Below are 15,740 nucleotides of genomic sequence, written 5' to 3' on the forward strand. Positions count from 1 at the left end.
CCGCCGCTGCGCTTCCCGGCGGCCGAGAGCGGCCCGCGCTGCGGGCCGAAGGGGTTCCGCTGCGCTCCACCCCCGGCACCCACCCGCGCGGGGGCCGGGGGTGGGTGGCCGTCAGCAGGTGAGTGGAGGGCGAGGGTTGGGCCCGCTGCGCGGGCCGGGCTGGCTACGGGAAGGAGGGGGGTGGGGAGGGTGACGGGCAGTCACAGGGCGAGGAGGCGGGGAGGGTTGGTTGGCGGGTTCCCGATGCGTGGGGATGCATCAGTGTGTAGAGTCTGGGAAAACACACCACCCCCGGAAAGCGAGGAACGGCCCGTGCACGACGAGTGGGAGGGACCGAAAACCTGCGCACGCGCAGCGGTCCGGTGCAGGGCGACGGGCCTGACGGTGGAACAGATCGAAAAGGCCACGGACGAGGCATGTATGCGGGAGCGGATTCGCTCGAAGGTCTGCGAGAGTGACGAGGATGCCCGCGCTATCGGTATCGCGGTGGCCGAGCACACCGAATGGCGCCGCATCGGATACGTCATGGGAGAAGAGGGGCTGGAGGTCTACGACCCGGAGCGTGATCCCACGGCGGTGCGGTGGGCGCGCGAGGAGCAGGCCGCTCGCCTGGAGCGGGCCCGAGGGGAGGAGGCCGAGCGGGAGCGCCGGGCGCAGGCCCGGCAAGACCGTGCCGGCGAGCTGAGACTGGACTTCCCGCTGGATGCGGAGACCTCCCGGCGGCTGCGGGCCTATGCCGCCGCCCAGGGCGTCACCCCGCAGCCGCCTGGTCGGCCTGCTCGCCGAGCGCGCCCGCACCACCAGTGAGGGACTGATCCAGGTGACGCCGTTCACCGCAAGTGACGCCGAGAGGTGACCTGACAGAAATTAAAGCCTGTTCTTTCGAAGAATTCATTCGCGTCATACTCCGGACACGGAAAAGCGCAGACCGCATCAAGGGAAAAAGAAAAAGACGGGAGGGAGTTTCGTGGCGGGCATCAAGCTTCGGCCGCATCAGATGGAAGCGGTGGACACGATTATCCGGGCGCTGGAATACCGTGCAGGACGCGAGGTGCCGGCGGAGGGGTTGCGAGCCACAGCAGTGGCCGCCACCGGAGCGGGCAAGACGCTGATCGCCGCCGAGGCCGCACGGAGGCTGGAGCCGCGGGGGCGGGTGCTGGTCATGGTGCCCACCCTGGACCTGCTGACACAGACGGTCCAGGCGTGGCGGAAGGCCGGCCACACCGGCCCCGCCGTCGCGGTGTGCTCCCTGGAAGGAGACACCGCCCTGGAGACGATGGGGGTGCGGTGCACCACCAACCCGATCCGGCTCGCCCTGTGGGCGGGGTCGGGACCGGTGACCGTGTTCGCCACCTACGCCTCCCTCACGCCCCGCCAGGACATCGACCCGGACGGGGCGGTGGTGGAGGCGCCGGGGCCGCTGGAGGCCGCTTTCCAAGGCGTCTACGGGCAGAAGTTGGCGCCGTTCGGGCTGGCCGTGGTGGATGAGGCACACCGCACCTCCGGGGATCTGGCCAAGCCCTGGGCGGCGATCCACGACAACAGGCGGATCCCGGCCACACGGCGGCTGTACCTCACCGCCACACCCCGCATCTGGCAACCAGCCACCACCGGACGCCTGGGGCGCCCAGGTGAGGAAGAAAGCGAGGCAAAGGCCACAGAGGACGGAAACAGGGCCCAGGAAGCCGCAGAGGGCGGGAACAGGGCGCAGGAGACCGCAGCCCCGAGCGGCACAGGAAAGGCAGCAGAGGGCCGCTCGGAGGCCGCCCCGGCTATCCCCGGACAGCTGGTCGCGAGCATGGACGACAAGCGGCTGTACGGGCCGCACGTCTTCACGTTCTCCCTCACCGAGGCGATCGACCGGGGTGTCCTGGCGCGGTTCGAGATCGACGTCCTCGAGATCCGCCCACACGACCTGGGCGCGGGCGGGAGCGAGGAGGAGCGGCGCGGCCGGCGCCTCGCCGCCCTGCAGGCCGCGCTGGTCAAGCACGCGGCCGCCACCGGGGTACGGTCACTGATCAGCTTCCACCACCGCACCATAGAAGCCCTCGCCTTCGCGCGAGCTCTGCCGGGCACCGCCGCGCGGCTGCACCAGGAGGACCCCGCCACCTACCCGCGGCGGATATGGGCCGACTGGCTGTGCGGAGAACACGAGCCCGCCCACCGCCGGGCCGTGCTGGGCAGGTTCGCCGACGGCGTCGATGAGCAGGGGTGGGAGACCGAACTGGCCGTGCTGGCCAACGTGCGCGTCCTGGGCGAAGGCATCGACATCACCGGCAGGCGTGGTGTCGACGGCGTCCTCTTCGCCGACGTACGCGGCTCGGCCGTCGACATCGTCCAAGCCGTCGGCCGGGCCCTGCGCCAGAAACCCGGCCAGGGCAAGGTCGCACGACTGGTGGTGCCGGTCTTCCTGGAGCCGGGTGAAGCGCCGGACGACATGCTGGCTTCCGCCTCGTACAAGCCGCTGGTGGCCGTTCTGCAGGGGCTGCGCAGCCACTCCGAGAAACTCGTCGAGCAACTCGCAGTTGCGTCCGCGCCCAGCCGCGGCCGGCCCGCCTCCGTCACCGACCTCGACCCCGCACACGGCAGCGGCGGTGGTGGCGGCGGAGACAGCAGCGGTGAAGGTGGTGCGGAGCCAGAGGAGATGCCGCTGCTGCGATTCGCCACCCCCCGCGACCCTGCGCTGATCGCACAGTTCGTCCGCACCCGCGTCATCCGACCCGAAACCCACCTCTGGCTCACCGGCCTCAACACCCTACGCACCTGGCACCAACAACAGAACGAGCACGGGGACAGGGACCAGGACCACGAGCCCGAGAAGCACGGCGGCGAGCACGAGAGCCAGGAGCAGGAGCAGGGCGGTGGTGCGGGGCGTGCGGCCAGGCCGGTAGCGGTGCCGCTGGACGCCCGCGTCGGCACCTTCCCCCTCGGGCAATGGATCAGCGAACAACGCCGCGCCTACCGCGCCGGGACCCTGGCGACATGGCGGATCGAGCTGCTGGAGGAAGCCGGCATGGTGTGGTCGGTGCCCGACGCCGCCTTCGAGGAAAACCTCGCCGCCGCCCGCGCCTACTTCGCCGTCCACGGAACGCTGTGCGCACCCCGGAAGGCCGTGGCCGAAGGCCGGCCCATCGGACAGTGGCTCACCAACTGCCGCCGCCCCCAAGGGCTGGGCAAAGACCCGGAACGCGCGGCCGAGCGGGCCGCCCGGCTGGCCCAGATCGACCCGGACTGGAACCCCGCGGAGAAGGGCTGGACCGTCGACTGGCAGCGGCAGTACGCGGCCGTGCGGGCCTGCATCGACGGCGGCGCCTCCCTTGAGGAGATCCGGCCCGGCGTCACCGTCGGCGGGGAGGACGTCGGACTGTGGCTGGCCCGGCAGCGCACCCAGTGGGAGCAGCTGACCGACGGGCAGCGCGAGCGCCTGGAGGCGCTGGGCGTTCATCCGACCGCGGTAGCGCCGGGTCGTGAAGCCGGTACCGGAGACCAGGCGGCGGGGACAGTGGTGGTGCCCGCCGGCGCTTCTGCCTGGGACCGCGCACTGGCCGCGCTGCGCCAGTACCAGGCACGCGAAGGACACACGCGGGTGCCCCGCAAATGGACCGAAACCATCCACGACCAGACCGGGCAGGAACACCCCATCCGGCTCGGAGTATGGATCAACAACCAACACCAACGACGAGACAAGCTGGACACCGAACGCGCTGCCACGCTCGAAGAACTGGGAGTGCTGTAGGAGTCTCTGCCAGCCGGTACAGGGGCCGGGGCTCTCGCCGTCGGCCGCCGGGGCCGTGTACGGTCCACCCGCCGGGAGGGGAGACCATGGGGCGGATGCGAGTGCTGCTGCTGGACGCGGCTCCCGACAAGCTACTCGACCGTGAGCTGGAGCGTCTGCTCGGGCACGGTCTGGCCGTCACCCTGAACCTCCGGCGGGTGACCGACCCGGCGGGCGTGCGGGCGGCGTGGGCGGGCCGGGTGGCCTTCGCCGACTTCGACGCCTTCGACGAGCCGGCGCTTGTCGCCGAGACCGTCCGCGGCGGACTCGGTTACCACGCACTCAAGTCCCGGGCCGGTGTCCCGCTGCGCGCCGCCTTCCTGGCGGCGGCGACCGGCCCGGCACTGGCCAACCGGCTCAGGGTGATCGGGCGGGCCGGGGCGGGCACCGACCACGTGGACCTGGCCGCCGCCGACCGCCACGGCGTGGCGGTCACCCACACCCCGGGCTCCAACGCGAACGCGGTCGCGGAGTTCGCCCTGGCCCGGAACCTGGCGGCACACAACGAGGCCGCGCACGACGGCCGCTGGAGCACCCCGGCCGCTCCCGCGACCGAGCTGCCGGAACTGACCCTGGACATCGCCGGACTGAGGCGGATCGGATCAGCCCTGGCCCGCCGGGCAGCCGCCCTGGGCATGACCGTCCAGGGCTTCTCCCGCCGCCCGGCCTCGGCGGAGCCGGCGGTGCGCCAGGTCGCGTCCCTCAAGTGCCTTCTGGCCACCAGTGACGTGGTGTCGGTACATCTCCCGCTCACCGAACAAACCCGCGGGGTGATCGGCCGAGCTGAACTGGCGCTGATGCGGCCCGGGGTCCTTCGCTGTCCGGGGCCAGCGGCACCGCTCCCAGGGCCTACACGCACTGAGGTGCGATGCCCGGGGGTTCTGAGCTGCGGCATCGCACTGGTGTGCGCGTAGGCCGCAGGGATCTTGGGCTGCTCCCCGGCGAACTACGTTGCAGCGGGGGCACGATCGGTGAACGAAACCGGCTTGCCGGTGGCGTGGGCATAGTCGATTTCCCTGCTCGTGGACTCGCCGATGTACCCGCCAGGGTTGACGACCAGAACCCGGTCTGCCAGGTCGATCTTGCGTAGGTGGAGGGCGGCCAGCGCCTTCTTCTGCTTGTCGGTGATCAACTCGTCTGCTTCGCCTGGCGCGACAACAATGACCCCGGCGAGGGTCAGATCGCGATTCACCGCACGCATCTCGTTCACGAACCGGATAGAGCCGCAGATGCAGACGATTTCAGGTCGGTCGGGCACAGCTCAGTCCTTCGCTCGAACGGGACACGCCAGCGTGCACGTCGGTACTGCAGTTGTACATCTCCTTGGACCGCAGGCCGTCCGTGTTCCCGATCGCCGTGGCTGAGAGCTCGTTGCCCAGATCGCGGTCACGATGGGCGTTGACCGGCCGGTCAGCCGTCGGCTCGTTCCTTCTCGATCGCATTCATCCTGCGGACCATGTCGATCTGCGCGCGGATCATCGTGTCGAACAGGGCCTCCGGATCGCCGTCGGGTCCGGCGTTCGCAGCCAGCAGCGAGGCGACTTGGCTGGCGAGGACAGTGACCACGTCGGCCGTCCCCACCGGGCCGCGGACCTCGATCAGTTTGCGCACGGCGTCGGCGGGGAGGACCTGGTCCTCGCCCACGATCCGGCCGGCGCCGTCGGAGCACCCCCGCGTCGGCGGGGAGGACAGGCGCTCACCGTCCAGCGGGCCGCCGTGCAGCGGAGCACCCCCGCGTCGGCGGGGAGGACGCCCACGTCGAGGGAACTGTCGTGATGCTGTACGGAGCACCCCCGCGTCGGCGGGGAGGACGACCTAATCGCCAAGAAGGTCGACCTGGTCATCGGAGCACCCCCGCGTCGGCGGGGAGGACGAGAACCCCGCAGCCAACACGACGACCTTGAGCGGAGCACCCCCGCGTCGGCGGGGAGGACGCCGTCGCGCCACACGATCGCGAGCGTCGCCTCGGAGCACCCCCGCGTCGGCGGGGAGGACAAACCAGCGAAGGAGACGCGGTCATGATCGAACGGAGCACCCCCGCGTCGGCGGGGAGGACCGAGGAGTGTCGTAGTGACGGAATGACATGTACGGAGCACCCCCGCGTCGGCGGGGAGGACGCCGCCTCACGGGCCGCCGTCATCGCATCCCGCGGAGCACCCCCGCGTCGGCGGGGAGGACGCCGCCTCACGGGCCGCCGTCATCGCATCCCGCGGAGCACCCCCGCGTCGGCGGGGAGGACACTTCCTGACCTGCAGCTTACGGAGGGCTTTGCTTTTCCTTTGCCTGAGGAGCGCCTCTCATGCGGATGAGGGTCAGGCCGTCGAAGTCCATCGGAACCCGGCGGCGGGTGCCGGCGGTGCGGATGGCGTAGCCCTGTTCTGTGTCGGCGGGGTGGACCAGGAGGGCTGCGCCGTCGCCGACCGTTTCGGTGACGGCGTCCCAGAGTTGGTCGCGGACGCGGGCGGAGACTGTGCCGACGAAGATGCCTGGGACGACTTCGCTGGTCCAGCGGCTGAGTGCTCCGCGCAGGTGGTCGGGGACTGCGGTCGTGGCGATGACGAGTAGGGATGGCATCAGTCGCCGCCCGAGGCGTAGTTGACGCCGGCGGGGAGGGCACCGGCCTTGGGGTCCCACAGGTGGACCATGTCGATGTCGTTTCGTTCCGAGCGTTCTGTGTCGGTGTCTGGTGTGAGGAGGGTTTGGACATCGCGCACGACGCGTGGGAGCAGGCGTAGGAGTCGGAGTTCCTCGCGGAAGCGTCGGCGGGCTTCCTGTTCGGGGTTGGAGGACTGGTGGAGGGCGAAGGCGACGGGCAGGGTCGTCTCCGCTTTGTAGAGGTCGGCGATGTCGTAGACGAAGGCGTGTTGTGTGCCGGCGTGGACGAAGCCGAGGGCTGGGGAGAGGCCGAGGGCCAGTAGGGCCGCGTGCACGATGCCGTAGAGGCAGGTGTTGGCGGCGGATAGGGCGAGGTTGACGGGGTCTTGGGCGTGCCATTGGTCGGGGTGGTAGTTGCGGCGGAACCGGCCGATGCCGTGTTGCTGAGCGAGGATCTTGTAGAGGGCTTTCATGCGTTGTCCCTCCATTCCTCGCAGTTGCTTCAGGGTGATGTTGTCGGGGACTTCTTCGTCGCCGAAGCGCATGCCGTACATGCGGATGGCGACGTCCAGTCGCCGGTCGGGGTCTGACCAGGCTGCGACCTGCTGTTCGAGCCAGTGGGTGGTGAGGGAGTCCGGGAGGATGCCGGCGTAGGCGCGGACGCCGCCGGAGCCGGTGCATACGACGCTGGTGCCGTGGCGGGCCAGGGTGGTCAGGGCGCGGGTGGTGATGGAGACGCCGGGGCCGAGGAGTAGGCAGGAGAGGGCGGCGGTGGGGATGTAGACGGTGTCGGTGCGGTTGTCGTTCGCTTGGATGTGGGCGCAGACGCCGGTGTCGTCTTGGACGATGCGGACCATGTCCGCGTACAGGAACGACAGGGAGTCGGCGATGCGGGGGAGCATGGCGAGGGTGGGGGCGGCGAGGCGTCGGCGCGCGTCGCCGCCCCGTTTCGGTGCGCTCACGCCGAGGCCGCCGGGGCGAGGCTCAGCAGGCCGGCGCCGTAGGGTTTGCCGCGGCCGATGCCGCTGAGGACGGCGTTGGTGAGGGCCTCGGGGTCGGTGACGGTGGCGGTGCCGTCGTAGCGCAGGAGGCTGTGGCGCAGGGGTGGGGCGTCGGTGTCGCGGGGGCGCACCGGGGCCAGGTTTGTGGGGGTGAGTACGTGGAGGTGGAGTCCGGCCGAGGTGGCCCGGCGGAGCCACCATGCGTCGGCTTCCGGGCCGGAGAGCGGCACGATCCGTCCTCGTTTCCCTTTTTCTTCCAGGGAGAGCCGCTCCCGCTTGGTGGGGTTGAGGACGATCCGGTAGCGGATGCCGAGTCCCGGGCGCAGGGCGGTGAACATGGGGGCGAGGCTTTTGACGTCGGCCTGGCCGTAGTCGGCGGGCAGCCGGTCGGGATCGAGTTGGGCGGCCTGGACGAGGAGGGTGCTGGAGGTGTCGGTTTCGTCTACCCGGTACAGCAGGCCGGTCTGCTGTCGGGGGGCGTCGCCGAGGTTGTCGGGAACCATCCGCATGACGGTGCGGTGCATCTGGGTGGCGTCGCGCAGGTCGCGCTGCACGGCGCGGCTGTGGGGGTTGAGGCGGATGCGGGCGATCACCGGATGGTCGTTCATGCGCTTTCCTCGAGGTGGGCGTAGTCGATCAGGCGCTGCATCAGAGTCTGTGGGGGTCCTGCGAGGGAGCGGGGTACCGGTAGCCGGGTGCGGTACAGGCGGCGGCCGGTGTGGCTGCGGCCGTGCTGGGCGAAGCTCACCGGTGTGTCGTTCACCTCGATGACGTCGGCCGGTGCGGGCTCTCCGGGGCCGGGGGGTGGTGGTTGTTCCCAGAGGAATTCCACGGCGATCGTCTCGGTTTCCTGGCCGTCGCCGTCCTTGGCTTGTGGTGCGGTGCGGCTGAGCGGTACCCGGGTGCGGAGTTCTTCCTCGGGGTCGCTGACGTGGCGGCGCAGCAGGAACGGCTCGTCGGGGACGCAGGAACGGCGGCCCAGGTAGGGCGCCCAGTGCGGGCGGCTCAGGGCATCGGCGAGGCGTTCGACGGTCTCGTCGGCTGCGGTGACGGCGACAACGAATACCGCGTCGGACAGGTAGTGGCGTCGGGTGATGACGGCGGCGCCTTTGTTGCTGCCTCCGCTGGTGGCGGCAGTGCGGTCTTTGGGGAATCCGCCGCCGACGGTGTGGTAGTCGACGAGTCGGATGCCCGGCCGGTCCACGCGCACGGTGAGCCGCAGGTCCTGGTAGCGGTCCGGGTTTGCCTCGCTGCGGCCGATTCCCTCGGCCGCAGCGAACATGCCGATCAGTGCGGAGCGGGTCGGGAAGGGTGCGGTGTCCCGTACAGAGGTGAACGCGGATCGTTCACCCCAGGACTGCAGGGGGCCGGCCAGGCGCAGCAGCAGCCCGCTCACTGCTGGTCCTTTCCGGCGGGCACGGCGGCCTCGACGGCGGCGTCGATCAGCTGGTCGAAGGAGTCGTGGGCGGTGCCGAGCCCGGTGTACTTCTCGTCGGGGTTGATGACGGTGTGGCCGTGGAAGCGGCGGTTGCGGTTGCCGGTGAGGCGGTTGATGTTGCCGGCGTAGGTGGCCAGGGCCTGGCGGGAGGGGTGGGAGAAGCCGCCTTGCTGGTCGCCGGTGACGGGGGTTTCGAAGGCCGCGGCCAGGGAGAGCGGTCGGTGTTCGCGTACGGCGAGGTAGGCCAGGTCCGGGACGGTGTGGGGGGCGGTGCTGTTTTTCTTGGCCTGGGGGAGGGAGAGGAGGAAGTGTTCGGCGAAGGAGGTGAGGACGGTGCGGGCGGCCTCGACGTCGCCTTCCAGGTTCTTCAGCAGGTCGGCGATGTTGACGGTGGCGTAGCGGTAGAAGACGCCGGCGCTGAACTCGGCGGTGTCGAGGTGGCCGCTGCCGGTGTCGGCCTCGCCCAGCCAGTCGTCGACGGCGGTGAAGTAGTCGCGCTGCGGCTCGGCGGCGTGCGTGGTGAAGGCGTGGGCGACCTGGGCGGCGCCGTCCACGTTCGCGCCGGGCAGTTCGGCCAGCATGCGGCCGAGCAGGCTGATGGAGGCGGTGCGCCGCTTGAGGATCTCCTCGATCTGCTGGGGCGGCAGGACCTGGCCGGGCTTCTTCTTGCCCTGGGCTGCCTCCAGGGCCTGGCGGTGCTCGGTGCACACGGCGGCCAGTTCGTCGATGGCCGCTTCCGGCAGGAACAGCAGCACCGAGGTGTGGCCGGCCGCTTCCGTGCCGATGCCTTTCTTCCCGGCGCTCGCGGCGACCTGCGATCCGGCGAACGCGGCCAGCTCGGTGGGCCAGCCGGTCTTCTCCAGGGCGTGTTGCATCTTCGTAGGCACCAGGCGGGTGCGGGCGGCCTTCTCTCCGAGGTCCTGTTCGACGCCGAGCCGGATGGTCCGCTTCCAGGACTGGCTGGAGACCCGGATGCGGGAGGTGTTGCCGTAGCGGACCTGCTTGGGGGAGCCGAGGTCGTCCCGGTTCAGGTTCGCGGCGGGCACCGACTGCAGGGCGCTCAGGTCCAGGTAGAGGGTCATCGGTTGTTCTCCTCGGCAAAGTCGGAGGGGGCGGGGTCGGTTGTGCCGCCGGCGGTGCGGAAGTAGCTCTCCAGCCAGCGGGTGGCGATGCGGTCGCGGCTGCGGTTCCACCAGGCGAGGTCTTCTAGGAGAACCGCCCAGTCGACGGTGATGCCGCCGGACAGGAGTTGGCGGGTGAGGGCGGGCAGGCCTGGGTGGAGGGTGTCGCTGCTCTGCCGGGTCATGAGGTGGAGGGCGCTTTCGGCGGAGTTCGCCTTCATCGCGCCCTCGGCGACGGCCTGGCCGAGCGAGGCGCCTAGGTTGGGGCGCTCGTACCAGGAGGCGGGTGTGTTCTCGTCGGGTGGGGTGTCGCGGGCCGAGCGGGGGCGTGCGGCGATCAGCGAGGCGGTGGCGTAGTACGCCCTGCGGACGCCGGCTTGGTGCTGGTCGTCGTGGTCGCGCAGCCACGGCACCAGGTAGCGGTGCATGTAGTTGCACCGTTCCACCGGCAGGCCGAGACCGCGCCGCAGGGCGGCGCGGGCCTGCGTGGAGGCGCACACGCGGTGTACGTAGGCGACGAACCGGTCCGAGACGCGGTCGGGCTTGGAGGTCGGCGGAGCAGGTGCCGCCGGCGCGGAATCGGTCATGAGACGTCCCTGGTGCGGGGAAGGGTGGGGTGGTGGAGCGCCGAGTGTGTCGGCGTGGGCCCGGCCGGGCGGGTTCAGTCAGTGGTGGAGGGCTGCAGTAGTGCGAGGAGGAGGCTGCGGGCGCGGTGGCGGGCGCGCGTCACCCGGATGTCCGCGCGGTTGGCCTGGCCGATGGCCTCGTCGAGAGCGGCGAGGGCTGCCTCGACGAATGGTCTGTCGACCCGGTCTGTGGTGTGGCCGGGCTTGGTGAGCTGCCAGAACTGTGTCTCCGCGGTCGGCCAGTACTGTGTCAGCGCGGCAGAGGCCCACGGGCCGGGTTTGCGGGCGTCCAGCTTGATCTTGGCTTTGGGGGACGGGTCGACGCTGCTGTCGGTGGCGATCTTCCAGGCGATCTTCGCGGCGAGGTCCAGCCGGTCGCCGGCCCGCTCCGCAGCGGTGTGGCAGCGTTTGACGTGATGGGCCATCTGCGGGTCGTTCTCTTCCTGCCACCGCAGGACCTGCGGACTGGTCGCTTTGAACCAGACGCTGTCTTTTTGCTGGCCGTCCTGGTCGAAGCCGTAGGCGCGCACCCGCAGCCGCGGCAGCAGCCATCTGGGCAGGTGCTCGAGGGCCGGAGGGCGCCGGGCGTCTTGACGGCTGTCTTTCAGCAGCAGCGAGTCCAGATCGCGCCACAGAGCCCGTGCCCCGTCGGCTTCCCGTGGCTGGAAGTTGCCGTCGTGGCGCCGGTCGAGGATCTGGTAGGGGTCGCGTACTTTCCGCGGCGGCTGGTGCGTGGACCAGGTGAGGTAGGCGTCCGTCACTGTCCGGTTGTCCTGGGAGGGTACGAGCAGCGCGGCGTGGCGGAACCGGCCGGTCAGTATCCGGCCCGGCCAGGTGATCGGCGGCAGTGCCTCCAGGGGGGCGTGGAGGTCTTCCTCCCACGGGCACGCGTCCTGCGTCTCCCAGTCGGCCTCGCTCTGCGGGCTCGGTACGGCCAGCACCAGGGTGGTGAACAGGTCGGGGCCCCACGAGAAGTAGGAGACGGACTTGCGCAGCGGGGCCGCGTCACCGCTGCCCGCCCGCTCGCTGGTGATCCGGCGGGGCGTGCACTGTCCGGACGGCCCGTAGTACAGCTGTGCGATCAGGTGCCAGGCGGCCTCGGCTGCCGGTACCGGCACGGGCGCGGTGTCGGTGAAGTGCCCGAACAGCACCGCCCCGTTGACTCCCGTGGGCCGGCCCATCACCAGCTTGTTCACTCCGGACGGGTTCGGCACCCCCTTCGCGTCCACGCATTCCGTGCGCAGCCGCGGATCCTGCAGGAACGGCCGCTCGGGGTGGAACAGGTCGAACCGGTCTGCCAGGTCCTTGCGGCCGAAGTAGGCGTCCACCGCCTGCGGATCGAACCGGCCGGCTTGCAGGACGCGCTCCCGCAGGTCGAACCAGTCGTCGATGTCTTCTGCGATGTCCGGGTCATCGAGCCGTTCCCCGTCGTCGGCGGCGATCCTCGCCGCGATCGGCGCCAGGATCCGCATCAAGCCCGCCGCGGCCGGCGGTACCGGGATCTCCACATCCTCGATCTCGTGCGCCCTCTTGAACAGCTCGCACAAGCCCACGCACGCCGGCTCCCCGGTCAGCAGACGCACCGCAATCCACGGCTCGACCCGCAGGTCGAATCCCCCACTCACCGTCATCCCCTCCCGCAGCCCACTGGACCCATGGCGCACCGGCACGGCAAAGCCCCCCCCAGCAGCCCTGCTCTGGCGTCGCCTGGGCATTCAAGCAGCCGTCACTGACAGCGGAGCCGTTTTCCGCCGGATGCGGCACCAGTAGAGCACTCCTGAGCAACGCGCGCAGCCTTTTACAGAAGGTCGAAGACCAGGGAGGGCATGGGAGGGTGTTCGGAGAGGAAGATCGACTTGCCTGCGCCGTCCCAGATGGGTTACAACCATCGCCAACGCGCCGATCCCTCAAGGGAATTGCTCGGCCTGACCATGAGGAGAACCATGCAGTCGGACCTTCCCGCCCCGTGGACTGCCGCGGCACCGTGGGTGCTTGTGGTGGCCGTCATCGTGATCGTGATCGGCATGCGTCCGGACCCGGCAACGGTCGCATCGTGCGGCACCTTGCTGCTGGGGGCTGCCGAGGCCTACCGCCGCCTGTGCCAGTAGCCTCCAAAGGCGTGGCCCCCGGCTCTCTCCAGGGGCCGCTCCCCGCCGACGCGGGGGTGTTTCAGTCGAGGAGCAGGGAGGCTGCTTCAGCCCTGTGCCTTCCCCGCCGATGCGGGGGTACCCGGCAGGACGCGGTCACTTACGGACAAGCCCGAGATCCTCATCCAGCCGCAGTGTCGTGCCGCCGACCTTCACCGCCTGCGCGCTGCCGTCCTGCACAAGCTGGTGGAGGACACGCAGGTCCGCGAGCATCGGGTGCTGCGTCCACGACTCCGGCGGGGCGATGCTGTCGGGGTCGGCGTCCTTGAGCCAGTCGGCGCGGACCGGGATGGTGCGGCGCATCACCTCCCGCACGGCCGGGACCGGCATCGTGCCGCCCGCCGCAGCCCGGGGAAGCGGCCGCTCCCCCTCCACGTCCAAAGTCAACCGGCCGTCCTTGTGCACGTAAGCGCACAGCAGCCGCACCGAGTCGGCACCGAGCCGGGTGGACACCTCCCACTCGTCCTCCTCGCCGGGCAGGCTGTGCAGGTCATGCAGCGCCGAGACGCTCCGCGCACGCGGGACGGCGAGGAGGCCGGCCATGCTGCGCTCCGCCATTTCCTTGCCCTTGTGGGCCGTCCAGGCCGCGGCAGCGCCGCCGCCCGGGGTGTCCCAGTGGAAGTCTTCGCTGTCCCCGTGCACGGCTTCGACCAGGGCTTGCACATCGCCCGGGACGGAGACGGTCCCGCCCGCGATCCCGGCGAGAGTGCGGGAGGTGACGGAAAGAAGGTGCTCGGAATACACCTCGCCCCACTGCCGGGGCGTCTTCCCGCCCTCCGCGATCGGGTCGAGCACCACAAGGCGCGGCCCGCTCGCCCACCCCGGGCGGCCGCGGCCGCCGGGGTGGCCGTGCCGGGCCCAGTACTTCTCGTGCCGCCAGCACCGCCCGGCCCGCTGCAGCAGCAAAGACAGCGGAGCGAGATCGCTGATGACGATGTCGGCATCAAGATCAAGCGACTGCTCGACCACCTGCGTGGCCACCACGATCCGGCGCAGCGGACGCGGGCCTGTACGGCCCAGCCCTTCGGTGACCTCCCGCGTGCGGGCCTCACGCACGTCGCCGGGGAAACGGGCGTGCAGCAGCTGCACGCTTCCGCCCTCTCGGTGGGAGCGCCCATCGAACCGTTCACGGAGCCTGAGGTAGGTGTCCTGCGCGTCCCCCACGGTGTTGCACACCACCAGGGCGGTGCCTCCCTCCGCTCCGCTCACCGCATCCAGGAGCCGCTCGAGCACCGCCAACCGGGTCCGGGCGCCGCCCCCGGCGCCGTGGACGACCGGCTCGACACCCACCCGCAGGTCCATGCCGCGCTCGGCCGCCTGCTGAGTACGCCGCCGCTGGGAGATCTGCGTGCACTGCGCGCTCGCCCCGTCCACATACAGCCACCCCGGATAAGGGGCCGGGAACGTCCGCTTGCCCAGGGCGCGCGTTGGGTGACCGGCGCCCTGCAGATACTCCTTGACCAGCCGGTCGCTGACCGACGCCGGCAGCGTCGCCGACAACAGCACGACCGGCACGCCGTACGCCCCGAGCCAGTTCAGCAACCGGCCCAGCAGCACCTGCATGTAGGGGTCATAGGCGTGGGCCTCGTCGACGATGAACGTCTTGCCCGACAGGGCCAGCAGCCGCAGCGCGTTGTGCCGCACCGGCAGCACCGCCATCAGGGCCTGGTCGATCGTGCCCACCGCGAACTGCGCCAGCAGCGGCCGCTTGGACCCGCGCAGCCACCGCTGCGGCCGCATGTCCGCCTCCGCCCGGCCACTGCCCTCCCCCACCTCGTCCCCGTCACACGTCAACACGCCCTGCGCCGCCAGGTCCCCATCGGCGTAGGCACTGCTCAGCCAGGCCATACTGTGCACCAGCGTCAGCCCGGCGTCCTCACCGGACTGACGCATCAGCGCTTTCGCGACCCGCCCGTGCATCTGATCGCTGGTGGCCATCGTCGGCAACAAAAACGCATACCCCTGCGTGCCGAAGGCCTCGGACAAGATCCGTTCGGCCTCCAGAGCCGTCTCACTCTTGCCGTCCCCTGGCGCCGCCGTGACCAAGAGGATCCCGCCACGGCCCCCCTCGCCCACCGCCTGACGCAGCTCGTCCATCACCGAGCGCTGCAACGGATTGGGCTCACCCCGGATGCCGTACGCCTGCGCGAACTCCTTGCGTTCCAGCGCCACCGGCGCCAGCCCGGCCCCGGCCAGCAGACCGGCAGCCTCGCGCTGGGAACGCCGGAAATGATCCGCCAGCACCGGCTCCAGCCCCCGCTGCCGCCGCCTGAGATAGTCCTCCTGGCTGACCAGCCAGTCCGCCAGGATGACCACCCCCGTCACCAGCACCGCAGCCGGCGCCTTGAACACCCCCGGTACAGCCGGCGCCCCCAGCACCCCGTGCACCGCAGCCGCGTGCGCCATCCGCTGCCGCGCCCAGGCGGCCCCACCGAGAAACGCCGCAGCGATACCGTCCTCGAGGCGGTGGAAACGCCCGTGATGCCCGCCGACGACCTCGGCCAGCCGCTCCGCAGCCCGCGCCTCCCCGCCGACGGCCAGCCCCAGACCCGCCAGCACCTCTCCCACGCCCTGCGCGCCGGCCACGTCATGCCCGAACCGCTCCACGCACATCACTACCCGGTCACCGCCCAGCTCCGCACCGAGATACCGGCTACCGCGCTGGGAACAGAACTGAAACCCCGACACCTTGCCCAGATCATGCAGACCGGCACACCACCCCACCACCGCCCTGGCACGCTCCAGCCCGCCCGACAGCCCCATCCCCTCCGCGATCCGCACCCGCTGGTTCTCCGACAGAAAGACATCCCACAGATGCAGCGCCATCGCCGCGGTATCCAGAAGATGCCGGACCAGCGGATACGGCGGAAGACCAGGATCCAACCCCCGCGACTTCCCCCACACCGACTCATCCAGGGCTTGATCAAGTTCCCTCGGTTCCCGGGTTGTTGGTGATGCCCAGGAGTGGAAGTGCTCGTTCGGGTTGGTCGCGGATTGCGCGGGTGGTCTTGGCGATGTTGTCGGCTCCCAGGGTTCT

General features: G+C 70.6%; 14 protein-coding genes and 1 CRISPR repeat array. Of the genes, 4 read left to right on the forward strand and 10 right to left on the reverse strand.

Translation table 11 applies throughout. The annotated features are described in order from the left end of the window. The first annotated feature begins 384 nt into the window (after positions 1-384). From LJ221_RS18245 to LJ221_RS18255, 3 genes are all read left to right on the forward strand, one after another. The gene (locus tag LJ221_RS18245; protein ID WP_241717802.1) at positions 385-807 is read left to right on the forward strand and encodes a hypothetical protein; all 423 of its coding nucleotides are present in this window, start codon (positions 385-387) and stop codon (positions 805-807) included. 160 nt (positions 808-967) lie between these two features. Continuing rightward, positions 968-3,736: a Helicase associated domain protein gene (locus LJ221_RS18250; RefSeq protein WP_308314814.1), complete on the forward strand. Its 2,769-nt coding sequence runs from the start codon at positions 968-970 to the stop codon at positions 3,734-3,736. Between the two features lie 86 nt (positions 3,737-3,822). Beyond that, on the forward strand, positions 3,823-4,689 hold the full coding sequence (locus tag LJ221_RS18255) for a D-isomer specific 2-hydroxyacid dehydrogenase family protein (protein ID WP_241717803.1): 867 nt from the start codon (positions 3,823-3,825) through the stop codon (positions 4,687-4,689). A 32-nt stretch (positions 4,690-4,721) separates the two neighbouring features. Here the strand turns inward: LJ221_RS18255 and LJ221_RS18260 are convergent, their stop codons facing one another. From LJ221_RS18260 to casA, 9 genes are all read right to left on the reverse strand, one after another. Next, entirely contained in the window at positions 4,722-5,033 is a 312-nt protein-coding gene (locus LJ221_RS18260) for a hypothetical protein (protein ID WP_241717804.1), read from the reverse strand. Between the two features lie 152 nt (positions 5,034-5,185). Further along, complete coding sequence (locus LJ221_RS18265; protein ID WP_241717805.1) at positions 5,186-5,341, reverse strand: hypothetical protein; 156 nt, start codon at positions 5,339-5,341, stop codon at positions 5,186-5,188. Positions 5,342-5,375: 34 nt separating this feature from the next. Next, positions 5,376-6,014: a CRISPR direct-repeat array (repeat unit 29 nt; unit sequence CGGAGCACCCCCGCGTCGGCGGGGAGGAC). Between the two features lie 17 nt (positions 6,015-6,031). Continuing rightward, complete coding sequence (gene cas2e, locus LJ221_RS18270; protein ID WP_241717806.1) at positions 6,032-6,349, reverse strand: type I-E CRISPR-associated endoribonuclease Cas2e; 318 nt, start codon at positions 6,347-6,349, stop codon at positions 6,032-6,034. Further along, on the reverse strand, positions 6,349-7,272 hold the full coding sequence (cas1e, locus tag LJ221_RS18275) for a type I-E CRISPR-associated endonuclease Cas1e (protein WP_241717815.1): 924 nt from the start codon (positions 7,270-7,272) through the stop codon (positions 6,349-6,351). Before cas1e ends, cas2e begins: the two co-directional genes overlap by 1 nt. Before the next feature lie 56 nt (positions 7,273-7,328). Continuing rightward, positions 7,329-7,979, reverse strand: coding sequence for a type I-E CRISPR-associated protein Cas6/Cse3/CasE (cas6e, locus tag LJ221_RS18280; protein ID WP_241717807.1), 651 nt, complete (start codon positions 7,977-7,979; stop codon positions 7,329-7,331). Beyond that, positions 7,976-8,767, reverse strand: a complete 792-nt coding sequence (gene cas5e, locus LJ221_RS18285; protein ID WP_241717808.1) for a type I-E CRISPR-associated protein Cas5/CasD — start codon at positions 8,765-8,767, stop codon at positions 7,976-7,978. Before cas5e ends, cas6e begins: the two co-directional genes overlap by 4 nt. Beyond that, positions 8,764-9,891: a type I-E CRISPR-associated protein Cas7/Cse4/CasC gene (gene cas7e, locus LJ221_RS18290; protein ID WP_241717809.1), complete on the reverse strand. Its 1,128-nt coding sequence runs from the start codon at positions 9,889-9,891 to the stop codon at positions 8,764-8,766. The genes cas5e and cas7e overlap by 4 nt, the downstream gene beginning before the upstream one ends. Then, entirely contained in the window at positions 9,888-10,517 is a 630-nt protein-coding gene (casB, locus tag LJ221_RS18295; protein ID WP_241717810.1) for a type I-E CRISPR-associated protein Cse2/CasB, read from the reverse strand. Before casB ends, cas7e begins: the two co-directional genes overlap by 4 nt. A gap of 74 nt (positions 10,518-10,591) precedes the next feature. Next, complete coding sequence (gene casA, locus LJ221_RS18300) at positions 10,592-12,187, reverse strand: type I-E CRISPR-associated protein Cse1/CasA (RefSeq protein ID WP_241717811.1); 1,596 nt, start codon at positions 12,185-12,187, stop codon at positions 10,592-10,594. A gap of 243 nt (positions 12,188-12,430) precedes the next feature. Here casA and LJ221_RS18305 point away from each other — a divergent pair, with 243 nt between their 5' ends. Then, entirely contained in the window at positions 12,431-12,664 is a 234-nt protein-coding gene (locus LJ221_RS18305) for a hypothetical protein (protein ID WP_241717812.1), read from the forward strand. A 135-nt stretch (positions 12,665-12,799) separates the two neighbouring features. Here LJ221_RS18305 and LJ221_RS18310 read toward each other — a convergent pair whose 3' ends face one another. After that, complete coding sequence (locus LJ221_RS18310; protein WP_241717813.1) at positions 12,800-15,607, reverse strand: CRISPR-associated endonuclease Cas3''; 2,808 nt, start codon at positions 15,605-15,607, stop codon at positions 12,800-12,802. Positions 15,608-15,740 lie beyond the last annotated feature (133 nt).

The organism is Streptomyces sp. CNQ085, from assembly GCF_022614595.1.
Lineage (GTDB): Bacteria > Actinomycetota > Actinomycetes > Streptomycetales > Streptomycetaceae > Streptomyces.